This window comes from Enterococcus sp. DIV1283b (genome assembly GCF_051710965.1).
Classification (GTDB): Bacteria; Bacillota; Bacilli; order Lactobacillales; family Enterococcaceae; genus Enterococcus_B; species Enterococcus_B lactis.
This window is the reverse complement of record NZ_JBIOLR010000001.1, coordinates 279,684-302,832: the sequence shown is the minus strand read 5'-3', so window position 1 is coordinate 302,832 and position 23,149 is coordinate 279,684. Positions and strand designations below refer to the sequence as shown.

General features: G+C 35.7%; 21 protein-coding genes. 3 read left to right on the top strand and 18 right to left on the bottom strand.

Going from position 1 to position 23,149, the window contains the following annotated elements; genetic code table 11:
- Positions 1-43: 43 nt before the first annotated feature.
- The 12 genes from IGJ53_RS01480 to IGJ53_RS01425 form a co-directional block, all read right to left on the bottom strand.
- Positions 44-784 carry a sugar isomerase domain-containing protein gene (locus tag IGJ53_RS01480; RefSeq protein WP_002375142.1) on the bottom strand — a complete coding sequence of 247 codons (741 nt, stop codon included), beginning with the start codon at positions 782-784 and terminating at the stop codon, positions 44-46.
- Positions 785-2,035, bottom strand: coding sequence for a PTS ascorbate transporter subunit IIC (locus IGJ53_RS01475; protein WP_010731818.1), 1,251 nt, complete (start codon positions 2,033-2,035; stop codon positions 785-787). It abuts the gene before it with no gap.
- 4 nt (positions 2,036-2,039) lie between these two features.
- A complete protein-coding gene (locus IGJ53_RS01470) occupies positions 2,040-2,321 on the bottom strand; it encodes a PTS sugar transporter subunit IIB (protein ID WP_002292323.1) in 282 nt (93 codons plus the stop codon).
- Between the two features lie 12 nt (positions 2,322-2,333).
- Complete coding sequence (locus tag IGJ53_RS01465; protein WP_002292322.1) at positions 2,334-2,765, bottom strand: PTS sugar transporter subunit IIA; 432 nt, start codon at positions 2,763-2,765, stop codon at positions 2,334-2,336.
- On the bottom strand, positions 2,762-4,402 hold the full coding sequence (locus IGJ53_RS01460) for a BglG family transcription antiterminator (protein ID WP_098041290.1): 1,641 nt from the start codon (positions 4,400-4,402) through the stop codon (positions 2,762-2,764). The genes IGJ53_RS01465 and IGJ53_RS01460 overlap by 4 nt, the downstream gene beginning before the upstream one ends.
- A 219-nt stretch (positions 4,403-4,621) precedes the next feature.
- The gene (locus IGJ53_RS01455) at positions 4,622-5,257 is read right to left on the bottom strand and encodes a DUF998 domain-containing protein (protein ID WP_002375148.1); all 636 of its coding nucleotides are present in this window, start codon (positions 5,255-5,257) and stop codon (positions 4,622-4,624) included.
- 151 nt (positions 5,258-5,408) lie between these two features.
- Positions 5,409-6,629 (bottom strand): serine/threonine transporter SstT, encoded by a 1,221-nt coding sequence (gene sstT, locus IGJ53_RS01450; protein ID WP_002316020.1) that lies wholly within the window; start codon positions 6,627-6,629, stop codon positions 5,409-5,411.
- Between the two features lie 341 nt (positions 6,630-6,970).
- Positions 6,971-7,678 carry a DUF4767 domain-containing protein gene (locus IGJ53_RS01445; RefSeq protein WP_259742037.1) on the bottom strand — a complete coding sequence of 236 codons (708 nt, stop codon included), beginning with the start codon at positions 7,676-7,678 and terminating at the stop codon, positions 6,971-6,973.
- Between the two features lie 243 nt (positions 7,679-7,921).
- Positions 7,922-8,464: a ferritin-like domain-containing protein gene (locus IGJ53_RS01440; protein ID WP_002375152.1), complete on the bottom strand. Its 543-nt coding sequence runs from the start codon at positions 8,462-8,464 to the stop codon at positions 7,922-7,924.
- Between the two features lie 4 nt (positions 8,465-8,468).
- Positions 8,469-8,696: a heavy-metal-associated domain-containing protein gene (locus tag IGJ53_RS01435; RefSeq protein ID WP_002328330.1), complete on the bottom strand. Its 228-nt coding sequence runs from the start codon at positions 8,694-8,696 to the stop codon at positions 8,469-8,471.
- 78 nt (positions 8,697-8,774) lie between these two features.
- Positions 8,775-10,655 carry a heavy metal translocating P-type ATPase gene (locus IGJ53_RS01430; protein WP_010731814.1) on the bottom strand — a complete coding sequence of 627 codons (1,881 nt, stop codon included), beginning with the start codon at positions 10,653-10,655 and terminating at the stop codon, positions 8,775-8,777.
- Between the two features lie 190 nt (positions 10,656-10,845).
- Entirely contained in the window at positions 10,846-11,460 is a 615-nt protein-coding gene (locus tag IGJ53_RS01425; protein ID WP_259742038.1) for a GNAT family N-acetyltransferase, read from the bottom strand.
- A 141-nt stretch (positions 11,461-11,601) separates the two neighbouring features.
- Here IGJ53_RS01425 and IGJ53_RS01420 point away from each other — a divergent pair, with 141 nt between their 5' ends.
- Positions 11,602-12,162 (top strand): TetR/AcrR family transcriptional regulator, encoded by a 561-nt coding sequence (locus IGJ53_RS01420; protein ID WP_259742039.1) that lies wholly within the window; start codon positions 11,602-11,604, stop codon positions 12,160-12,162.
- A gap of 176 nt (positions 12,163-12,338) precedes the next feature.
- Here the strand turns inward: IGJ53_RS01420 and IGJ53_RS01415 are convergent, their stop codons facing one another.
- Genes IGJ53_RS01415 through IGJ53_RS01395 form a run of 5 tightly spaced genes read right to left on the bottom strand, consistent with a single transcriptional unit; the run spans position 12,339 to position 17,526 of the window.
- Complete coding sequence (locus IGJ53_RS01415; protein ID WP_259742040.1) at positions 12,339-14,921, bottom strand: glycoside hydrolase family 78 protein; 2,583 nt, start codon at positions 14,919-14,921, stop codon at positions 12,339-12,341.
- A 47-nt stretch (positions 14,922-14,968) separates the two neighbouring features.
- On the bottom strand, positions 14,969-15,793 hold the full coding sequence (locus tag IGJ53_RS01410; protein WP_259742041.1) for a PTS system mannose/fructose/sorbose family transporter subunit IID: 825 nt from the start codon (positions 15,791-15,793) through the stop codon (positions 14,969-14,971).
- Entirely contained in the window at positions 15,790-16,605 is an 816-nt protein-coding gene (locus IGJ53_RS01405; RefSeq protein WP_002307834.1) for a PTS mannose/fructose/sorbose/N-acetylgalactosamine transporter subunit IIC, read from the bottom strand. The genes IGJ53_RS01410 and IGJ53_RS01405 overlap by 4 nt, the downstream gene beginning before the upstream one ends.
- 3 nt (positions 16,606-16,608) lie before the next feature.
- Positions 16,609-17,091 carry a PTS system mannose/fructose/N-acetylgalactosamine-transporter subunit IIB gene (locus tag IGJ53_RS01400; RefSeq protein ID WP_086311237.1) on the bottom strand — a complete coding sequence of 161 codons (483 nt, stop codon included), beginning with the start codon at positions 17,089-17,091 and terminating at the stop codon, positions 16,609-16,611.
- Positions 17,092-17,526: a PTS sugar transporter subunit IIA gene (locus IGJ53_RS01395; RefSeq protein ID WP_086311238.1), complete on the bottom strand. Its 435-nt coding sequence runs from the start codon at positions 17,524-17,526 to the stop codon at positions 17,092-17,094.
- A gap of 301 nt (positions 17,527-17,827) precedes the next feature.
- Between IGJ53_RS01395 and IGJ53_RS01390 the strand changes: the two genes are divergently transcribed.
- Positions 17,828-20,590, top strand: a complete 2,763-nt coding sequence (locus IGJ53_RS01390) for a sigma 54-interacting transcriptional regulator (protein WP_259742042.1) — start codon at positions 17,828-17,830, stop codon at positions 20,588-20,590.
- A gap of 204 nt (positions 20,591-20,794) precedes the next feature.
- On the opposite strand, the gene rlmH is transcribed toward IGJ53_RS01390, so the two are convergent.
- Positions 20,795-21,274 (bottom strand): 23S rRNA (pseudouridine(1915)-N(3))-methyltransferase RlmH, encoded by a 480-nt coding sequence (rlmH, locus tag IGJ53_RS01385; RefSeq protein WP_259742043.1) that lies wholly within the window; start codon positions 21,272-21,274, stop codon positions 20,795-20,797.
- A 427-nt stretch (positions 21,275-21,701) separates the two neighbouring features.
- Between rlmH and IGJ53_RS01380 the strand changes: the two genes are divergently transcribed.
- Positions 21,702-22,991 carry a S1C family serine protease gene (locus tag IGJ53_RS01380; RefSeq protein ID WP_010731809.1) on the top strand — a complete coding sequence of 430 codons (1,290 nt, stop codon included), beginning with the start codon at positions 21,702-21,704 and terminating at the stop codon, positions 22,989-22,991.
- Positions 22,992-23,149: the final 158 nt, after the last annotated feature.

The window sequence follows — 23,149 nt, the reverse complement described above, 5'->3', positions numbered from 1 at the left end:
TTTTATTTCACTTATATTCTAAAAGATAAATTGCCATTATGAATTACATGAATTCATAATGAATCACTTCTTTATATTCCTCATATAATTCTGCGTTTCGCAGATCGCCCCCGTCTAAATTCGCCGAATAAAATATAGGAGGATGTTTTATCCCATTTGCAATAAGCTGTTCGCAAACTTCCACGATGATCGTATTGAGGATGGCTGCACCGATTACAGTAGAGGAAGGACCGGCTTTTTGTACGATACCTGTCAGCTCACAGCAAGCATCTCCTATATCCCCATGGTTATCGATAACTATATCAGAAACCTCAAACAATCGTTTCCCTGATGAATGACGACTAGTCACCGATCGTGAATATTGGACATTCGTCAAACTAATGATTTTTACGCCCTTCGCTTTGGCAGCTAACGCTAAATCAATAATGATTGGGTTTCTTCCCGATACTGAGTGAAGGATCAATACATCTTGATCTTTAAATGAAACTGTTTTTGCTAAATTCGTTCCATATCCTTCTAAACGTTCCATTTGACTGGTAAAGGTGATAGGGGAACGATCTAGCATTACTTCTCGTCCAAAGATAGCATTGATGGTCATCATCCCACCTGCCCGATAATACATCTCTTCCGCTAAGATACCAGCATGACTAGCACCAAAAATATAGACCGAACTTTTTTGCAGATTCGCTTGGGTCAATACATCGATTGCTTCTTTGATTGACTTTTTTTCTTCCTTTTCAACCAAATCTAATAACTGTTTGATTTTATCCATATATTTGAACATCTAGAACCCTCCAAACAAACCGCTGAATCCTCTACCGATCATTCCCCATAACGACAAATCATTTCCGCCGAAAATCAATATCCAGCTTTGGATCGTCGTACTAAAAACAATAGCTGAAAAACCAGCTAATACGACCATGACAAATGAAGCTGCGATTGTTCCGACAACCGCTCCACGAAAGCCACCTTGACCTTCACCGATGACTGCTGCACCACCACATTCAAAGAAACTTGTGATTACTAATGGCACAAGCAACACGCCGAATAGATGGAATGAATTCGCCAAAACAACTAAAATCGTAGAAGTGATCATTGCCACGATAAAACCGATAATCACTGCATTTGGTCGATAATTGAATAAAATAGGCACATCAAATGCTGGTTTCGCTCCCGGTACGACTTTTTCTGCAATCCCTTGAAACGCTGGAATGATTTGATTGATCAGTAGTCGGACACCATATAGCATAATGAGTAGTCCTGCACCAAAATTCAACCCTGCTTCAATCGAAAACATCAGGAGATTATCCCCTTCTGGTATCAAAACAGGTGCGATGATCCCAACTACGGTATTCATCAAGAACATGACGAGTGCACCTGTAATTGAGATTTCTCGGAAAAATGAAAGATTCTCAGGTACTTTGATATCTTCTGTCGATTTTTCTTTATTTCCTACTCGTTTTGCTACAAATCCTGAAACTAAAGACAAAACACCCGTTGGATGACCAATCAGGAAAGAATCATCTCCCGTAGCATCCCAGACATATTTGCGCATGATCCACGGCATGAAAGACCAATAACAAGCCGATAAAATCCCGCTGATTCCAATCAATGCTCCCCCTGACAGTCCTGCTTCCACACCAGCTGATACAAATACGAAAGGAAACCACCAAAGCATATGACCTGTTAAAAAGATCGTCTTCACAGGTGTAAACCGAGCAATCAATAAATGGATAATCAATCCTAAAAACATAGCTAATCCGACCGTCCCGCCATATTCTGCAGTAAACGTCACATCAGATAGTCCTTCTGTCACTTCTACACCCAACTGTGTTTGGACAGCTATATTGATTGGAGAAATCGTACCGACCAGCATATTGACTCCGGCGGTCAAAGCAACCATACCAAATGCAGCGGTCAAAGCTCCCTTAACCGTTTCTGAAAATGATTTTCGCTGGATGATCAGCCCGAGCATCGCAATCAAACCTAACAAGACGGGCGGATTCTTCAAGATGTGTTCACTAATGAAATTCATTCTTTTATTCCCCCTTATCAGCTAGATATTGTTCCAATTGCGCCTTTATTTCTGAAGTATCCATATACTTTTTTATAGGATAAACAGGCGCTTTTACAGAAGCTTTTAGTTCTGGAAGTAATTCATGACTTGTAAAATAAACATCTGCCATCGTTGCTTTGGCAGTGGATAAATCTGTATTTTCCACTGTCGCCTTTAAACCAAGCTCCTTAATTACTTTATCAAGAGACATTTTCAAAACCATAGAACTCCCTACACCAAATCCACATACTGCTAAAATTTTCATTTTTCTTCCTCCTTATGCAAATAACTGAATGATTGTTTCTTTATTTCCTGATAAAATCGTTTGATACTTTTCATTGTCCATAAATATTTCCATGATATCTTTTAATCTCTCCAGATGGCTTTCGTGGTTTTTGGCAGCTAAAACCAAAAAAATATGGATTGGTTTCCCTTTCATATCCACGGCATCTTTTACGACTAAAAGACTCATACTTTGCTCGTTTACTCCAAGACCTGGTTTTGCGTGCATCAGCGCAAAATAATCAGCCAACACCATATATGGTCCATTTTCTTCTACACTTCTGATCATGTTTTCTAAATACGTATGCGTTATCATTTTGTTTTTTAATAATGGATTGCTAGCGATTTCGACTGCTTTCATCCAATTTTCAGCCGTTTCTATTACTTGGATTTGATTTTTCGGCAGCAATTTATTGATAGTACTCATTCTCTGACCTCCAACATTTTTGAAATAAACCAATTTTTATCCTCTATTCCTTGCATGACCATTTTCATCACAGGTTCGACTTCTTTCACATCTTCTTCTCGGATCATTAGCAGAACAACGATATCTGCCTTTTGATATCCCCATGAAAATGGCTTGTCTGCTATCAATACAGCAACCGAAGTTTGTTCTACGACATTAGGATTGCCATGAGGAATAGCAAAACCATTCTCCAAGTATGTTGATTGGATTTCCTCACGTTCAAAAATAGAGTGGAGAAATCGCTGTTTCGAATCTTCATTCTCAAACTGTTGCTGATCAACCAAAAAACGGATAGCAGCTTCTTTTGAATCAAAGTGATCAAAATAGACATTAGAGGAAATAAGATGTTTCACTTTTTCAGATATCGAGCCTTCGATGTTTATTTGTTCGTTATCTATGACCAGATCGATATAATGATTCATGATACGTTTCATATCTCTAGCAGTAACCATTGGCGAGATTCTTACTACTGGTCTAATTTGTTTAGGTATATCGACAGTGGAGATAATCAAATCTACGTCAAACAAATCTAGTCTGTTCAATTTATCGACAGATGCTGTTTCGATACTATCGATATCAGGTAAGATTCTTCTGATTTTTGCAGAAACAAATGAACTGGTTCCCATGCCATTGGGACATACGAATAAGAGTCTATTTAATCGTTTGACACGCTCGATTGCTGCTTGGAAATGGATAGCTACAAAACCTACTTCATCTTCGGACAAGCTTACTTGATAAGGCCAGCGAAAATCATTTAACGCAAACCAGACAACACCATACAAAGAAGGATAATTTTGTTTTATCTCATCTATCAAAGGATTTACGATGGTCGTTTGAGCCTCAATACGTAAAAGCAGCTGATACAGATGTACAAGCAGATCTTCTTCTAAACGACTATCTTGGGTAAGATCTATCTGAATGCCTCTACTCACTTTTTGGATCAATTGCCGGATTTTTTCTCTAAATACTAAAGGGATCGTTTCATTTTTCATGAAAAAGCGTAAACCACTTCCCACAATAACATAAGTCAAATACTGTACTTCTTCTTGCGAAAATTGGTAAATACGCTGTTCCTCTAACTGATGTAACAATTCACAAACGAGGGGATATTTGTTGAATTCTAAAAAATACTTTCCATATTGATTTTTACCTTTTAAACTGATTTTCTTCCCTTCTCTTGAACGCTGGATCATCAATAAGATCGAAACAATGATACTTGAAAAGTAGCTTTCTGGTATCTCAATTTGCTTGTCTGCAATGCTCTCGCGAAAAGATCGTTCGACTATTGCTAGAAGCTTTCGATCCACTATTTCTCTTACGATCTCCAATTCATCAAAATGATTCAGGATCATACGCTTTAGTACCTTCTGAACCTGTATTTCATTTCCTTCAAAATATGTCCCGAAACGATCAAAACTGAGATTCAACCCTTCTTTCGCAAATACATATTTGATGTAAGAAATATCATTTGCGATACTGCTTCTGGAAACATAATATTCTTCAGAAAGTTGCTGGTAACTTACATGCTCGAAATTGGACAGTCTGTTCAGGATCGCTACTCTTCGAAGTTTGCTTTCTTGATATTGTATTACACTCATTTCCATCACCTTCTATATTCACTATAATTTTTTCTTATAAGGAGAACTAGACCAAATAAAAGATTAAAATAACCTGAGAAATCATACACTACTCTTTCTCAGTTAATATACGCTAAAACAAAAGCTCTACAAGAAATTTATGGAACTTTATTTCAGAAAAACAAAAAAACAGCCAACGGACGAAATGTCCGCTGACTGTTCAATTTGACGGCTCAAGTTTTACTGTTTGAGATGCAAGATACTCAACCAGGCAATGGGCACATAATTAAAGAAAAAACTGATTCTTTGGCAAAATCCTATTTTATTCAGTAATGGCCAAGAATTTATAGAAGGAATTCTTGCCAGACCATAAATCGCCGCAAAAAGCAAACTGATCACAGACAGTCCAAGGTATAAGTGGCTTACGTCCATTTGCCCATTTTTTCGATAGATCAAGAAAAGAAGAATTGGAAACAATAAAAAACCACTGTAACCTAAACCTGATCCGATATTATGGACCCATGTCGAGACATTCCACGAAGATTCATGGGTATTGATACTGAACAAACCTGTAAAGATACAATCACCTATACCATAAAAACCGATAGATGCTGTAACTAGGGTAGCTAGCACACGAGATGTACTTGCAAATGCAGCATACAATGCAGGCAATGACAGGATGAAAAAAATCCCTGAAACCACTGACCAAATAAGAAACGCCTTTCTTACAGGACTGGAAATCTCTCCAAATACACTGATCACACTCTTCATTTGATCTAATTCAGGATAATACAATCCTAATACGTACGGAGTCAAAAAATCACTCAACACGCCTAATAGTAAAAAGAAAAAACCAAATTTACGTAAAAAATCCATGATGCGCCTCCAATAACAATTACCTATGCTTTTAATTGTTATTATAAACGACTTTATCTCGATTTAACAGGAACCTCTATTTTACAGGATCATCTATATAACTCATTAAAAATTTGAATCGTCTTAAGGTTCATCCCTAAATATCTAATGTTCAACGTTCATTTAATCCGTCTAATCGGTCTTTCAATTTGATTTTTTCTCCACTTCTTTTACGCGCGCCTAATTCTCCTATTGCAGTAAACAACAGATCACTTGACGAATTTAAGGCAGTTTCCATTGAATCTTGGATAACACCGATAATAAATCCGATACCGACGATTTGCATCGCAACATCATTAGAGATACCAAACAAACTACATGCTAATGGAATCAATAACAGTGAACCGCCCGCAACACCTGAAGCCCCACAAGCAGCTAAAGCAGACAAAATACATAAAAGGACTTTCAAAACAAATGGTGCTTCAATCCCTAAGGAATGTACAGCCGTCAATGACATCACGGAAATAGTAATCGCAGCACCGCCCATATTGATCGTAGCACCTAATGGGATCGATATGGAATAAGACTCTTTCGTCAATTTCAATTTTTCAGCCAGCATCATGTTTATCGGGATATTTGCGGCAGAACTTCGGGTAAAGAAAGCGGGAAGCGCACTTTCTTTCAAACAAAAGAGAATCAATGGATAGGGGTTTTCTTTAATAAACAAAAACGTGAGGAACGGGTACACAACTAATGCGACAAACAGCATCGTGCCGATCAACACAAGTAAAAGCTGCAGATATTCTGCCAATCCAGCGATTCCAGTCGTGGCAATCGATTGATAAACCAATCCTAAAATCCCTATCGGAGCGAATGCAATAATCACTTGTACGACTTGTGATAATGCTACAGATATTTGATCCACCAATTCTTTTGTCGATTCTGAACGGGCTCGAAAAGCTAGACCTAACAACACAGCCCAGAATAAGACACCAAGATAATTCGCATCAATGAGCGATTGAACAGGATTTTGTGTGACATTTGTCAACATCGTAGATAAAACACTTTCCAAATTTTGCGGTGCTTGTTCAGATACTGTTTCTTGTAAAGTAATAGGAACAGTAAAAATTGAACTTATAATCACTGCTACAAGTGCAGAAAGCAATGTTCCTACTAAATACAAGACTAAAATAGGCTTCACAAATGTCTTATTTCCTATTTTATGTTTGGCAATTGAAGCCATCGTCAAGAAAAAAACTAGAAGAGGCGCAATTGCTTTCAAGCAACTGACAAACAACGTCCCCAATATTGAAATAAATGTCCACGTGGGGAAAAAGATACCAAACAATATTCCGACTAAAATACCAACAACAATACGTTGAACTAACGACATATCCAAAAACTTCTCTAACAAATGACCACCCTTTCACAATTTTAACAATCATTGTATCATTTTATCTAAAGAAACTAAAGGTGCAATTTTCTAAAAATTCTAATAATATAATTGGCAATTCATGCTCTTACAACATTCAATTTTAGTATTGGAGGGTTTATTCAATCTCTAAAGAAGTCGAGAGAAAACTATTTATCGTTATTATTAAAGTTATCCAAGTAAAACGTAATTAAGATGAAGGATGAAACTAGAAATTTCATCCTTCATCTTAATTCTTAGACATAGCAATCAATTAATATTTTCCACTGAGACTCTTTTTTCTCTCACTCTCACTGGTTTACTTACCCATAAACGATTTGATTAAAGCCATTTTTCAATTCATTATTCGCTGTCTCGTTGAAGTAAAGATAATTATCGGGATTCCCCTGATTTTGTTGTGTCACCAATACTTTTGGCTGATTTTGCTGAAACCCGAATAGATAGACGTGCTTTTTCAGATATGGTTCTGTCTCTGCATCGGAATAGACGGCTGTGATTTGATAATCTGCTTGACCTGTCCCGCTTTCTGACCATTCTGCAGAAACAGGCACTCCACCAATAGCCATCTTCCACTCCCCATTCAAAATAGCTTGAGGGACTTTAAGACCATATAAGTCCACACTCATTTGATTCGTATAACTTTTGTATTGTTGTCCCATTGTTTGGCCCCATGTGGTCATAAATGCCTCTAATTGTGCGGCTTTGTCTGCATTCCACAGTGTTTGTTCGACTTGTTCGCTGCTTTCTGAAGAGGAAGATGAAGCCTCTACAGAAGAACTTGAAGTAGATGTTTGAGTTGTTTCAGTCGTTTTGGAAGACTCTGACGAAGTAGAGGTATCTGCTGTTTCTGTACTTGTTGCAGTTGACTTGCTCTCTGTGCTAGTCGTTGTAGTAGTTGCAATTGTTGTTTTCGCTGTTTCTTTTGTTGATTCTTTTCTTGGATCATTCCCGTTGGTACAACCAGCTAACAAAAAAGCTAGACCCATTGTTAATAAAATCCTTTTTTTCAATTAAAAAACTCCTTTCGATTACTCCCCCACTTCTTTATTCTATCAAATAAGCAATGTGATTTTATTGATTTGTTGTATTTTCTCATCCATCTTTTAAACCATTTAAACACTAAGAAGCACCCGCTGATGTCTTATAGACAACATCAGCGGGTGCTTCTTTTTATTTTATTTTTAAGACAAAACTTCGTGTTTTTTTCCTGTTTTTCTCACACTTTATATTTGTATTTGAAGAAACATAGACTTTTAGTCATCATCGTCTTCCTCATCCAAATCTTGTCGGACAGTTTTTCCTTGGAGTCTTTGTACTTGGTAGATGATTTCTTTATTGAAACTTAAAAGTTCAACAAGCAATTGTTGCAAGCCATATTTTTCTTCTTTTTCAGCTAACTTGATTGCCCGTGTGATAAAGACATTTTGGAAATCAAAATCTTTTGCAAAGTTTTCCAACATTGTTGAAGCTGGTAAATATTTGTTTTGACCATGTTCGTAAATTTTTCCATAACGCATGACTTCTTCTAAAGTAGACGGAACGATTTCATTATCAATCACTAACTCATGAGAGATTTTATTGAACCATCTCGCTTCTTGATCAGCATATTCTGAAAAAAGGGTACTTAATTCTTGCGAAGATGTACCCAAAACATACAATTGTGCTTGGATCAATTTCATTTCTTCTAATTTAAAATTTGCTAATACATGCCCCACCATGGCGCCAGCAGTTGGTTTATGATGGTCGATATCTGCTTGTTTTGTTTCTTGAGCAAATTTTTCTTCCACTATATTCATTGATTTACGCCTCTTTTACTTTTGTTGATTGGACTTCATAACCTAATTTTTCCACAACTGCAGCTAATTGTTCAGGGTGGACTTCATCTGGATCAAAGTTTGCTTTGATTTTGCTCGCATTAAACAAAACTTTCGTATTGCTTACCCCAGGCTGTTGAGAAACCGCATGTTCGATTTTTTGCATACAGCTTGGACAAGCTAGTGTATCTAATTGCATAATAATTTTTTTCATCGTAGTTCTTCCTTCCTTTTTCTTGATAGTCTTATTCTAGATTACAGCTTCCATAAAAAAATTGATTCTTATCAAGTTTTACGATTTTTCTTCTTTGCTTTCGTGTCCAAAATACAATAAACGCATCGCGTTAAAGATAACGATCAAGATACTAGCTTCGTGAACGAACATCCCACTAGCCATGTAAATAAACCCGGCAAATAAGCCGATGAGTAAAAATAAGACGACACCAATGGCAATCACTACATTTTCACGGGTATTCAAAACAGTTTTCTTAGCCAAACGGTAGGCATGAACCAACGATCCAAAACTAGATTGCATCAAGACAACGTCACTCGTTTCGATAGCGACATCCGTTCCTGATCCCATAGCAATCCCGATATCAGCCGCAGCCAAAGAGGGAGAATCATTGATTCCATCTCCAATGAAAGCAACGCGCAATCCTTGTTCTTGGTATTTTTTCACAAATTGAACCTTTTCGTCTGGTAATAATTCAGCATGGACTTCATCAATACCTAACATATCAGCTACATAATCAGCAGTCATCTGATTATCACCTGTCAGCATCACTAACTGTTTTGCTCCTGCTTGTTTCAACTCAGCTAATTGTTCAGCGACTTCTGGTCGAATCACATCTGACACACCAATGATTTGAGTGATTTTTTTGTCGATTGCTACAATAATGACCGAGCTGCCTGTTTGTTGTAATTGATGTAAATCTTGTACTTGATTTGGTGTGAGAGAAAGTTTGTGAGCGGCAATCAATTTGGTGTTGCCCGCACAAACTGCATGACCATCAATCTCAGCTGTGATTCCTTGTCCCTTGATCGTCTGATTATCTTTGACTGCTAATTGTTGAAAATCAATGTCTTTCTCCTGAGCATAATGGATCACGGCGCGCCCCAGAGGATGATCGGATAACGTTTCTAATCGAGCCACTAAAGCTAAGCTGTCCCCTTCATCCTCTGTATAGTTCTTGATAGTGGATACAGCAGTAGTTCCTTTGGTCAATGTACCGGTTTTATCAAAGACAAAAGTATCGATTTTGGCAAAAGTATCCATTGCTTCACCGCCTTTGACTAAGATGCCCCGTTTCGCTCCATTACCGATTCCTGCTACATTCGAAACAGGCGCACCAATGACTAAAGCGCCAGGACAACCAAGAACCAAAACAGTGATTGCTAAACGAAAATCACGACTGATCAGACCAACAAGCAACGCAATAAGTAAAACGATTGGAGTATAATACTGAGAAAATCGATCAATGAATTTTTCCGCATGGGATTTGGTATCTTGTGCTTCTTCAACTAATTCGATAATTTTGGCAAAGGTCGTATCATCTCCGACCTTAGTTGCTTCGATCGTCACGTAGCCATCTGCTAAAATCGTTCCAGAAAATACGTCATCTCCACTGATTTTGACGACTTGTCGTGATTCACCCGTCACTGCGGCTTCATCCGCATACCCTTTCCCGTCAATGACTCGTCCGTCCACAGGAATAGCTCCACCAGTTTTTACTAAGACGATATCGCCTTCTTCCACGTCATCGATTTCCACTTCTTCGGTTGTTCCATCTTCTTGGACAACGCTGGCAGTCGATGGGGCCATCTCGGTCAAAGCCTTGATTGATTCCCGCGTTTTGGTCAATGTTTTTTGTTCCAGATAACTACCAAACAAAAACAAGAATGTAACGATAGCTGACTCCTTGTATTCTCCGATCATAAAGGCACCAAGCACAGCAATAGTAACGAGTAAATCAATTGAGATAACTTTGACTTTTACTGCCTGATACGCATGGATCATAATAGGTATGACCGCAATAATAGAAGCTATGGCTAGAGCAATGTTATAGAACAAGACAAATCCAGTAAATTTTCCGATAAAACCAAAAATAATCAACACAGCTGATAAGGCGGTAATATGATTTCGATGCTCTTGGATCCACTTTTGAAATTTCATTTTTCTCCCTCTTTTCCTTTTCGTTCTTACGAGACTAAGTATAGATACTTATCCATCATAAAAAATTGACCACTATCAAGTTTAGTCAAAAAGGCGGTTTTCTTTTGGCAGAATACACTACAAAAAAATAGTTAGCAAGAAGACTCACTAAAAGTGTTCTTGCCAACTATTGTCGATTCTATCGAAATTTTCATTGAATGATTTTCCTGTACAGCATACATCGGAGATCTATTTCTTTATCTAAGATTTTTATCTTGCTAATTTTTTCCTTTAGTCTTTCAAATCCACGTCGTTCATAGAATTGATACGTACAGCCACTATCTGTAAAAAGGAATATTTCTTTTCCTTTCTCTCTTTTTTCAAATTCTGTTAGCAACTGGGTGCCGATGCCTTTTATTTTCAAATCAGGATTTGCAGCTAAAAAAATGATCTCTCCATCTGGCGAATGCTTTTTTAAATATGCTGCAAGCATTTGTTCATTCGCTATCTCGTAAGCTCCTTTACTTTCTTTAGCAAATATATTTTGTAAAAAATCGAATATCTTAACATATATTTGCTGTCCAAAAGAACGATGTTTCTTTTTTTCTCCTTTTATCTCCGCCAGCAAAACACCTGCCAACTCGTCCTCTGCATACAAAGCAAGAATTTGAGTAGCTCGATTCAACTCCATATACAAAAAATATCTTCCGTAAAGATTCAGCAGAAGTTCATTTTTCATATATCTCTCAAAATTCATTCCTTCAACAGCAAAATAGATCGCTTTTTTGTAATCTTTCTTTTCTAAGGGTTTAAAAGTTAGTTTCATCATTTCGCCTCCTTAACTTCAATGATTGTGTTATACTTACATTATAATAGACACAGTGTCTACTATCTATAATCAATCATCTATAAGATTGTCGATTAAGCGACAGCTTTGCTTCGATATGTCGGATAAGGAGATAGGTAAATGAAAAAGACAGATAGACGCGTCAAAAAAACAGAAAAAGCTTTGGCTGAAGCACTATCCACATTATTAGTAAATAAAAAGATTCAAGCAATCACTATACGCGAGCTAACAGAAACGGCAGACGTACATCGTTCGACTTTTTATACACATTATAAGGATATCTATGATCTATATGATCAATTAGAAAGCAACTTTTTTCGGGATCTAACTGAAATTCTCTCTTATGATCCAGCCCATAGCTATGAGGAACTATACACTCGCTTGATCGACTATGTTTACGCAAATACTTTTTTATATCGCTTGTTTATCCTCAACCATGGTGATATTTCGTTTCAGAAGAAGGTTAAACAAGTTATTGAAGAAAATTATCTGAACATATGGCTATACGAAGACAAGAAAACGATTATCACAGAAGAAATGAGATTCTTCACTACGTACCACGTCCAAGGTTGTCTATCCGTTCTCAATCGGTGGGTAGAAAGCAGTTACAAGTACTCTAAAAAAGAATTATTAGAACTCTTACAGAAACTGAATGATCACATAGAGAAAATCATGCCTTGAATAAAAAAGGCTGTGACAAAAATCTTGTCGCAGCCCCTTTTTCCGGTAATAATAGATGAAAAAATTCTTGAAAAACTATGCTGTTTTTCGAATTTTTTTATAAGAGTGAAATATATTTAGTTGCTTCAACCATACAAATTTTGTAACAAAAATAATGATTGTACACTATTACTTAATTATCTTTTGATGGCTTCAATTAACCAACTGCTATCGATGATTGTTTTCGAGTTTACTTTAAATTCTTTTGAGAATCTATAATTAATAGTTGAAGGAATCTGGGCTTTTATCATCGTTTTTTCTTGCGTTTTTTTCCATCCTATTCCAATTTCTCCATGAATCGTTCTTAAAGTCCCTTCTGCAAATTCTATATCATCAGGAATATAAGGATCAATTAATAAATCAGTAGACTCTTGTGTCTCTTGATCAAATTTGATTCCCAATAAAGCAGAGATAAACCACTGACTGTATGATGTGAACATAGCATGATTTAAAGAAGATCCATCCATTTTTTTAAAATACTCGCCCAACGCTTCACTATTATTAGATACCATAGAATAAAAACTTGGATAACTTTTCCTTGTGAGCCATTGATAAATTAAATCTTGATCATCTAGAATTTCATATGACCACGCCATGCCAAAAATCCCCATCTTAAAGACACCATCATCTTCCCTAATTTGGTTTTTGAATTTTTGTAATAATTCTGGGAATTCTTTATCTAATCCAGCTTTGAGAGAAAAAATATAGCTTGATTGGCTGCCACCTTGAAAATAACCTTTAGAATTGTAATATTCCTTTATTAGTTTTTCTTTTACATACCTGATTTTTTCTTCTAACTTTTCTGTTTCAAAGCTCATTCCTTTGGTAAACACAGCTAATTTTTGATAGCTTTGCAATACTATTAAATACATTGCTGCTGAACAAAATTCTTTATCTGGCGGTGTTTCTTTGTTATTAATAAGAACAGTATCTACAGAACCCCAATCACCCAAACAACAATACTTAATGTACTCATAATCAAATTTCAAAAGATAATTCAGATGTCTATTCAAAGATACTGAAATTCTTTTGTCCTCAATAATGGACATTCCATAATATTTCATATATTTTAAGACAATGACCGGAAGCACTAATTGCCATCCTAACGAACCAGCGTTATTACTAGGTCCAAACGTCTGGATACCCATAAATGGAGCAGTTTGTGTTATTCCTCCTTCAAGGGTTTGATCGAAAATAAAATCAAGCAACACTTTTTTCAATAATTGTTCCGAATCAAATGAATAAATTTGAGATTCTATTAATGCGACAATATCTCCACCATATCCTAGTCTTTCACGAGCACAATCTTCATAATATGAACGGATATTATTTCTTTTGGTTTGAATCGCAATACGTTGAAGATCATTCAACAACTGATTAGAAGTATTGAATTCACTTGTTATTGTAAGATCAGCATAAGTATCAAATGCATGTAAATCATTGATATCAAAAATAGCGCATTCTCCCTCAACTTTCATATATCGAAATGAGTGATAAACATACATATTTTCAAATGTCGTTTTACCGTCCCCACATAGAAACTGATCTTCCTGTATGATTGTATCTGATTCATTAATCCCCTGTTCCGGATCATTGATTCCATATATGCTTGTAGTTGTGGTAGAATAGTCCAATTCGGTTTGTGAATCATTGAGGCTCTCAGCATAATTAATTTTTATATTTTGTTTTTTTGAAGAAATAGTTAAAGAAATCTGCCCTGAAATAATTTTTCCAAAATCAATCAAATAACCATATTTTGTTTTCTTTATTACATTTGGTTTTCTTTTTTTCAATCTTTTCGTTTTTGGTATAGTACTTGGCACAAGTTTTCCAGCTGGACCAACGATTTCCGTTACCCTCATATTTACTCGAGTAGTTGAATCAGGATTACTTTCCTCATTTTCAACAAACGAAACTCTTTCGCCAATATAAATATTGTCGAATAGAATTTTCCCTCCTTCAGCTAACCAATCATGATTACTCTCAACGATATTTCTTTGTTTGCCATTCGCCAATTCGCTGATTGAACAAATGAGCATTGGCTTACCAATGGAAAGGCGATGTCTCATGTTGTATTTCCCTAATAATTTCAACGGGGCAGGATTGTACCAACCATTTGCCAATTCTACTATAATTTCATTTGAACCTTCTTCCACAAAAGGATTAAGCTTATAAGTATCATAATACACTTGTTTACCATAGTTCGTTACATCTGAATTCAAATAGTAATCATCTATTCTTTTCCCATTGATATAAGTTGTATAGTATCCTAATCCACAAATATCTAAAAATAAATCTTTCTCTAGTCTCTCAACTATAAATGATTTTTTTAGAATAATAGATGGTCGATCTCTGTAATACATATTTTCTTTCTCAATAGGATTATCTTGTCTTGTAATCCAATGTGCGTTCTTCAAATTAGAGTTTGCGGAATAAAACGTTGTATGAAATTCTTGTATACTTTCTTCCCCCTCTATAATGATATGAAGCAAGTACTTTTTTCTTTGATCAGAAATAGTTGGAAACTTCACGTTGCTAAATTTTTTATTTCCTATCTCTTGTTTGAGAACGATATCTTGATCTTCGTTCATAATATATAACTGGGCTTTTTTTTGAATTATGTTTATTCGAGACCAATTTATTATAATCGATTCTTCTACATCCACAGCATAATTAGTATACTTTCCATTTATTGTTATTAAATCGGTACAATTTTCCATAACGCCTCCACATTATTCAATGACTTAAGAATTTTCTATGCAGATAATTACGCTAGAATTCCTATTATTGATAAAAAGATTCCAATTACCATAATCGAAACGATGATTGCTACAGCATTTTTTGCATTTCTTTTTTTAAGTAAATAATAGACAAGCAACGTGATAAGCAATGGGAAGAAATTAGGCATGATACCATCTAACATTTCTTGGATCTTTATGGTAGATTCTCCAACCGTATATTTGATAGGAATATTAATTTTCACAGTACTTACGATAAGAGAACCAACTACCATCATTCCGACCACATTTCCCATAGTAGCCAACCGTTTTAACATTTTATTGCCGTTTTCTCCTGTTAACAACGCAGATCCTTTTTCATACCCCATAAAAATTCCTTTATATTTTAAAGGCCAAATAGTCAAACTGAACAGTATGAAGAAAAGGATAGGACCAATTGGATTCCCTTCAATTGCTAGCCCTGAAGCAATACTCATGTATATAGGAACTACTGTCATTGCTAACAAGCTGTCACCTAAACCAGCAAAAGGCCCCATCAATCCAGTTTTCACAGCAATAACAGACTCTTTTTGATCCTCTGGTGTTTGTTCCTCCATAGCCATTGTTATTCCTAAAATCGGACCGTATACATAGGGGTTAGTATTGAAAAACTCTAAATGTCGCTTAATTGCAGCCACCCGTTCCTCCTTTGGTTTATCCCCATATATTTTTTTCAAAGTCGGTACTATTGAATAATATGCACCTAATGCTTGCATTCGTTCAAAGTTACTTGTAGCCATTAATAATTGAGAACGAAAGAATGCTTTTGTTAAATCTTTTTTTGTCATCTTTGATTGCTCATTTTCTATAATCATAAATCGTATACCTCCTCAATAGCTTCTGAATCATCATTTTTATTTGTGACAATTTCATTAGACGTTACACTAACATTTTGTGTTGAGTCCTCCCGATTTATCATTAGATCATATAAACCAGCTAAGCAAACTCCTATGATCGAGATAGCGATTGTTCCTAAATTCAAATATGCTGCAAATACAAAGCCAAGAAGCAAAAAAATCCACATATTTTTACCTAACATCATCATCAACAACATACCCATACCAACAGCTGGTATAATGCCTGCAGATACAGTTAGTCCGTCAAAAATTTGTTCCGGCACAAAATCCAAAACTGATTGTACTGCTGGTCCGCCAAAATATGCCGCTAAAAAGACAGGAACTGAACCAGCAATAAAACTTAATGGGATTCCTAAATAGTTATATCGTGCAACTTTGTCAAAATCCCCACTTTCCACTGCTTTCTCTGCTTTATGAAGAAAAACAATATTGACCGTATTCGTTAACATAATGATTTGTTGACACAACAATGCTGTTGGTACAGCTACTGCCAAACCAGTTGCTAAACCACCGCCTGTCATAATGGCAATTGCCACGCCAATTATCGCTCCTGTTGCTTCATTAGGCGGGATATATGCGCCGATTGCTGCATTTGCCAACCACATCATTTGAAGCGTACCACTAATTACCAAACCTGTAGTGATGTCCCCCATTATCACTCCTGCAACTGATCCAGCTAAAATTGCTTTTGGCGTTCCAGTCCACAGGGTTCTTTCATCAACAGTACAAATCCCAGCCCACACTGCTAACAATATGCATTGTATTAACATTTATTATCCCTCTCCTTCTATCAATTCTGATATATGGATTTCTTTATCTGATGGAATCATTTGAACGGATACTTTAACACCTTTGTTGCTAATATTGACAAGTGCTTGTTTTTCTCTCTCATTTAAAGAAATAGCCCGCGTGTACCTTGTACGAGTAGAGGTAAATTTCATGCCGCCAAGATTTAAATAATTAAAATGGACCCCTCCATTTAACAACGTCTCTACGTCTACAGGATTCGTTAATAATAATAAGGTTTTTCTTTTAATTGCAGTTTTTTGATAGATTTCTGCAAACTGTTCTACTCCGAATGTTCTTACAATGACATCTTGAGGTGCCATCATATCGAAAACTGATTTTTGAACAGGGTCATTTGTTATCGAATCATTAATAATCAAGATTTGTTCAATTCCTTTTTGTTTTACCCAAGTTGTGACGACTTGGCCATGTATTAGACGATCATCAATACGAATCAATTCAATTGCCATCTACAATCCCTCCACTTTTTCGATTATTGGTTTTGGTGTTTCTATCTGTTTCCAACTATAAGACATTAATTCATTCATTTTCTCCATCACATAGTCAGGTGCCTTTTCTCTAAAATTAGACAATTCAAGCAGAATCCCTAGATTGAACCCTGCAAAAGCATAGTAATCCTTTCTTTGGTATTTCATTAAAATCATCGCGGCTGCATTACTAGGTGTTCCTCCAAAAATGTCACATAAAATAAGCAGTCCATTAGTCGTATCAAGCTCTTCTATTTTCTCTTCAATTTTAATTACAAAATCAGCTAAGCTCATTCCTGGAAATAACGAAACCACACTTGCATTACTAAAATCACCTTGTATCATTTCTAAACTATTTAGTGCTTCTTTAGCAAAAAAACCATGACTTGCTAAAATAACTCCCATCTTCTTACTCATCAAATGCCTCCCTTCAATAAAAAACAAAGCAAAACTCGTGCCATTTTTTAATTTATTGAAATCTAGACAATTCTAAAAAGAAAAAATGCACATGTAATACGCATAATAAAAATATTGGACTTTCACGTACGTAATGATACAGATAAATACACAAAAAACATTTTTTCTAACTAAGATTTAATAAAATTGGTATAAATAATCGAACACTATCTTCAAACGCCACTCTCAGCTTTTTCCATAAGTATTTAAGTGTATTGATTTTTATATTAAAGCGCTTTATATTAATGGGAGGAGGTATTTTATGAAACGAATAGACAAGGTACACCATTACTGCACCGCTTACACAGAAAGCCTTTCAAAAAAAATTTTATTAAATGATACAGATATTGGTATAACCGCAAAAGAAGTGTCTTTGGAATTAGATATTTTAAGAAATAATGCTTCTTCGGATCTAAACAAACTCATGAAGCAGGACAAATTATTAAAACTATCAGGAAAACCAACCAGATTTCTATGTAAAAAAATACTCTGTCAAAGACTAAACCTTCGTTATATAGGAGAGACAGAAATAAATTCCATACAAGAACTCATGAAAGATAACTACTCCTCTAAAAAAATTCATCCTTTTGATTCGTTGATCGGTGCAAATAAAAGTTTACAACCAGTCATTCAATTAGCAGAGGCAGCAATCAATTATCCTCCAAGAGGGTTACATATGATGATTTTTGGAGAATCAGGGACTGGCAAAAGCTTGTTAGCTGAAAAAATATTTGATTATGGAAAACAAGAAAATATTTTCAACGAAAAAGCAAATTTTTCTGTTCTTAATTGCGCCGACTATGCAAGCAATCCGCAATTGCTGCTAAGTCACTTATTTGGAAATGTCAAAGGAGCGTACACTGGAGCAGATGCCGATAGAGTAGGATTGATAGAAGCTGCTAATGGAGGAATTTTGTTTCTTGATGAAGTCCATCGCTTACCTCCAGAAGGACAGGAGATGCTTTTTCAATTTATCGATAAAAATCAGTTCTATAAACTAGGTGATTCTGTCAATAAGCGCTACGCTTCAACATTGCTGATCACGGCAACTACAGAGCCTCCGAATTCAGCATTATTAGAAACATTTAAGCGTAGAATCCCTGTCATGATCCAACTTCCAAACTTTCAAGAAAGAAGCATTTCCGAAAGATTGGATCTCATATCATTCTTATATAACAAAGAAACAGAACAAATTGGTTCTCAAATAACCGTACAGCCAGATGCGATTCAAGCATTACTAGCTTATACTCCACTAGGAAACATCGGTCAATTGAAAAGTGACATTCAATTATCTGTAGCTCGTGCTCTATTAGAAAAGAAAAAAAACAATTCAAAAGAAGTTCTGATTACGCAAGACTTCTTTCCACCTACAGTTTTATCATCCTTAATAAAAATAAATCTAGCTGACAAAAAAGAGATTGAAACGATTGTTGGCGTAAAGCCATTTGTTTTTGATACCACGTTGGATGAAGACAGAAAAACAATCGCCAACTATGATTTTGTAAATTTTTTTACTAAGAATTATTCAAATAACACCCGTTCAATTACACAAGCATTTAATGATTATTCGCAAGAAATCGCTAAAGAGCGATTGCGAAATGATCATTTCACCTTTTTATTGAACGATGATATAAAAAGCATTGTTTTATTAATATCAGATATTTTATATAACACCTTGGGCATTATCCTAGATAAAAATGTCAGTACTGCTTTTGCTTTATATATTCACAGCCATACTCAACAAAACGATATATTTTTCAGCCAAATCAAAACAACAGAGAAGCTATCTGCTAATGTTATGCTAGTTACACGTAAAATCGTCAAGCAGTTAGAACAAAAAAAGAAAATCATTTTTTCTCAAAATGAAATCCATTCATTGAGTCTTATCGTTTCTTCCATAGTAGAAAATAAAACAAATAGTAAAAATGTCAGTATTCTTGTATGTGCCCACGGCGAGCGCGTCGCATCTGAAATTGCACATACTGTGAATAGTCTTCTTTCCAAAGAAATTATTGTCCCTGTTGACATGCCTTTACACAGTACACCAAAGCAAACTTATGATGCCATAAAAAAAACGATAGCTGACTTTGAATCAACAGAGATCATTATTTTTGCTGATATGGGATCTTTAGTAAATTTTGAATCTAATCTAAGAAAAGAAACCCAAAAAAGCATTTTTATCATTGAACGAATTGATACATTGATAATATTAGAAGTTGCTAAAAATACAGAATTTTTATCTATGGGACTACAATCTACTATCAATAATATTTTAGACATTGATAATCGTAGAAATACTTTACTTAATAATAAAATAGGTTCCAAATTCAATAAGAGAAAAAGCAAAATCATCTACACAGTTTGTCAAACTGGAGAAGGAACCGCCCGATTTTTAGAAGAAAACATTAAATCATTATTGAAAGAATTAAAAATATTTGATGTTGATGTACAATCAATTAGCGGTCATAACGGAACTTCAATACGAGAAACCATGCTACGTTCTAAAGATATAGAAATCATAGCAATCGTCGGGACTGTAAATCCAAAAATCAGCTATGCTCCTTTTGTTTCTCTAGAAGAAATTGTTCTTCATGATGGGTTAGATAAGGTACTTTGTCATCTTACAACTGAAGAACAACAATCAAAAAAGGGTAGCAGCCACTCATTCACAAGAAATATCGTTTTTGATATGGGGATTGAAGCAGTGGACAAATATCTCTACTTATTAGCTGGGAATAAGATTCAAAAAAGCTTAATGGATTTTATCCAAGAATTGGAATGTACTTTCCACAAAAAATTCACTCATTCCATTCTTTTAAAACTTTTGATTCATACAGCGTGTCTAATTGAGCGTACATTGATAAACGGTCATGAACTTAAAATTATATCAGAAGATGACACAAGGCCTTCTCATGAACCAATTTTTCATGTAAAAAAGGCCTTCAAAAATATTGAAACAGAATTTGGGATCACTGTTTCTTATGATGAATGTTTCTTTATCTATGATATTATCGCATCTAAATAATCCTTTTTTATGTAAACGAGTATTTTTTAACTTATTGTTTAAGAGTGATAATATTCCACCCTAACAATTAAAGGGAGACAATTAAAAGTTTGTCCCCCTTTTTGCTGACTATTTTCAATGTTAGTTAAGAAGAACCGTATCCTTCTCGTATCACAATTGAAACTTATTTATTATAATTTATTATAATTTTTTTCAATGGTATTTTTATTTATGATACGGCGCCCCCGCGTTGATCCGGAAAGCACGGTAGATTTGCTCGACAAGGATCAGACGCATCAATTGATGTGGATACGTCATTTTTCCAAAAGAGATCTGAGCATTGCTTCTTTTCATGACGGCTTCGCTGAGTCCTAAAGAGCCGCCGATAACAAAAACAAGGTGGCTTTTTCCTTGGATACCTAATTGGTCGATTTGTTTAGCAAAAGATTCGCTTGTGGGATTTTCCCCTTCAATTGCTAAGGCATAGACGTATTCTTGTTCTTTGATTTTCGCTAAGATCCGTTCTCCTTCTTTTTCTTTTACTTGTCTCATTTGCGCTTCGCTTAAATTTTCTGGGGCTTTTTCGTCAGGAACTTCGATCAATTCGATTTTTGCATAGGCATTCAGCCGTTTGACATACTCATTGATACCTTGGGTCAAGTATTTTTCTTTTAATTTTCCTACTGAAATAATTTTGATATTCATGTTTTCTCTCCTTTGATCTTCACGCTCACTTTGTTTATTATAATCAATTTTTTCGTCTATATGTTTATTTTGGCTATTTTTGTTAAAAAGATTTCCCCAACAGTTATGCACAACATCCACAGGTTTATCCACAGAAAACAGTGTTATTTTACCTTATTTCATCACATTCATTAGGCAAACATACGTTTTATAAAAATTTATCCACTTTATACACAGGCTGTGGATATGTTTTATCCCTTATTTTTCCAATCCTATCCGCGTAGTTTTACACAGTATCTGTGGAAAAAGAAAATCAAATATTTTCATCTGAAAACAATGATTTTTCCTAAAGTTTTTCATAAAAAGTTCACAGTCTCAAAGTAGACTAAAGTCAACAAATAAGACTATACTAACAGTAGATAAATGAATGTAATTGGAGGAGGAACACATGGATAGAAAAAATGTGACACCAAAGATGAAAAAAAATAAAAATAATAGCCTCTGGCGTAAGTTAGGTCTGGGGCTTGTTGGAGGGATCGTTGGAGGACTACTGACAGCTGGCATTTTTTATGCAGCGATGGGCACTGGCAACAATAGTTCTACTGCTACAAGCGGCAATCAGAATTCTGCCGGTGAAACAGTTGTGGAAAATGTCAAAGTCAATGTAGATTCTGATATCACCAAAGCGGTAGATAAAGTTCAAGACGCTGTCGTTTCTGTTATCAACTTACAAAGTCAAAACCAATCAAGCGGTTTTGGCGGACTATTCGGGCAGCAAGAAGAAAGTAGCAGCTCAGATGATAGTAATTTGGAAGCTTATAGTGAAGGAAGCGGCGTGATCTACAAAAAAGACGGAAATACTGCTTATGTAGTCACAAACAACCACGTAGTAGATGGACAGCAAGGTCTAGAAGTCTTGATGAAAGACGGTACGAAGGTAAAAGCTGAATTAGTTGGAACAGATGCTTATTCAGATTTAGCGGTGTTGAAGATCAATTCAGATAAAGTCGAAACGGTTGCCTCTTTTGGTGACTCAAGCGCTCTGAAGGTTGGTGAACCTGCGATTGCGATTGGTTCCCCATTAGGATCTGAATATGCGAATTCTGTCACTTCAGGAATCATTTCTTCCTTGAACCGACAAGTAACAAGTACGAATGAATCGAACGAAACAGTCAATATCAATGCGATCCAAACAGATGCAGCGATCAACCCGGGAAATTCTGGTGGTCCTTTAGTGAATATCGAAGGACAAGTTATCGGTATCAACTCAAGTAAGATCGCAAGTACTTCTGAATCTACTTCTAACGTAAATGTAGAAGGAATGGGATTTGCCATCCCAAGTAACGATGTAGTGAATATCATCAATCAACTGGAAAAAGACGGAAAAGTGACACGTCCAGCTCTAGGTATCACAATGGTCGACTTATCTGCCGTTTCTACTCAGCAACAAGAACAAATCTTGAAGATTCCTTCATCTGTAACTAACGGTGTCATCGTGACAAATGTCCAAACAGCTACACCGGCTGAAAAAGCTGGATTGAAACAATACGACGTCATTACTAAGATCGATGACAAAGAAGTTTCTTCTGGTGTAGAACTTCAATCTGCTTTGTATAAGAAAAAAGTAGGAGATTCTGTCAAGATCACTTACTATGAAGGCTCGAAAGAAAAAACAACTACTGTTGAATTGACGATCGATCAATCGGCATTAAAACAAAATCAAAATAGTGAAAATTAATAAAAAAGAGGTTGTGACAAAGACTTGTCACAACCTCTTTTTTAAATGGTGTTCTTCTGCCAACTCCTCGGTCACAAGTCACAATATTCAACAAACATGAGAAGCTGTTTTTTGAAATTGCTCCTTGTGACTCAGAGTGAAAAGGCAGGCTCACAACC

Bases quoted from the DNA above. Each gene is read 5' to 3' on its own strand.
- IGJ53_RS01480 (WP_002375142.1), bottom strand. From the start codon at position 784: ATGTTCAAATATATGGATAAAATCAAACAGTTATTAGATTTGGTTGAA.
- IGJ53_RS01475 (WP_010731818.1), bottom strand. From the start codon at position 2,035: ATGAATTTCATTAGTGAACACATCTTGAAGAATCCGCCCGTCTTGTTA.
- IGJ53_RS01470 (WP_002292323.1), bottom strand. From the start codon at position 2,321: ATGAAAATTTTAGCAGTATGTGGATTTGGTGTAGGGAGTTCTATGGTT.
- IGJ53_RS01465 (WP_002292322.1), bottom strand. From the start codon at position 2,765: ATGAGTACTATCAATAAATTGCTGCCGAAAAATCAAATCCAAGTAATA.
- IGJ53_RS01460 (WP_098041290.1), bottom strand. From the start codon at position 4,402: ATGAGTGTAATACAATATCAAGAAAGCAAACTTCGAAGAGTAGCGATC.
- IGJ53_RS01455 (WP_002375148.1), bottom strand. From the start codon at position 5,257: ATGGATTTTTTACGTAAATTTGGTTTTTTCTTTTTACTATTAGGCGTG.
- sstT (WP_002316020.1), bottom strand. From the start codon at position 6,629: ATGTCGTTAGTTCAACGTATTGTTGTTGGTATTTTAGTCGGAATATTG.
- IGJ53_RS01440 (WP_002375152.1), bottom strand. From the start codon at position 8,464: ATGAATATAGTGGAAGAAAAATTTGCTCAAGAAACAAAACAAGCAGAT.
- IGJ53_RS01435 (WP_002328330.1), bottom strand. From the start codon at position 8,696: ATGAAAAAAATTATTATGCAATTAGATACACTAGCTTGTCCAAGCTGT.
- IGJ53_RS01430 (WP_010731814.1), bottom strand. From the start codon at position 10,655: ATGAAATTTCAAAAGTGGATCCAAGAGCATCGAAATCATATTACCGCC.
- IGJ53_RS01425 (WP_259742038.1), bottom strand. From the start codon at position 11,460: ATGAAACTAACTTTTAAACCCTTAGAAAAGAAAGATTACAAAAAAGCG.
- IGJ53_RS01420 (WP_259742039.1), top strand. From the start codon at position 11,602: ATGAAAAAGACAGATAGACGCGTCAAAAAAACAGAAAAAGCTTTGGCT.
- IGJ53_RS01415 (WP_259742040.1), bottom strand. From the start codon at position 14,921: ATGGAAAATTGTACCGATTTAATAACAATAAATGGAAAGTATACTAAT.
- IGJ53_RS01410 (WP_259742041.1), bottom strand. From the start codon at position 15,793: ATGATTATAGAAAATGAGCAATCAAAGATGACAAAAAAAGATTTAACA.
- IGJ53_RS01405 (WP_002307834.1), bottom strand. From the start codon at position 16,605: ATGTTAATACAATGCATATTGTTAGCAGTGTGGGCTGGGATTTGTACT.
- IGJ53_RS01400 (WP_086311237.1), bottom strand. From the start codon at position 17,091: ATGGCAATTGAATTGATTCGTATTGATGATCGTCTAATACATGGCCAA.
- IGJ53_RS01395 (WP_086311238.1), bottom strand. From the start codon at position 17,526: ATGAGTAAGAAGATGGGAGTTATTTTAGCAAGTCATGGTTTTTTTGCT.
- IGJ53_RS01390 (WP_259742042.1), top strand. From the start codon at position 17,828: ATGAAACGAATAGACAAGGTACACCATTACTGCACCGCTTACACAGAA.
- rlmH (WP_259742043.1), bottom strand. From the start codon at position 21,274: ATGAATATCAAAATTATTTCAGTAGGAAAATTAAAAGAAAAATACTTG.
- IGJ53_RS01380 (WP_010731809.1), top strand. From the start codon at position 21,702: ATGGATAGAAAAAATGTGACACCAAAGATGAAAAAAAATAAAAATAAT.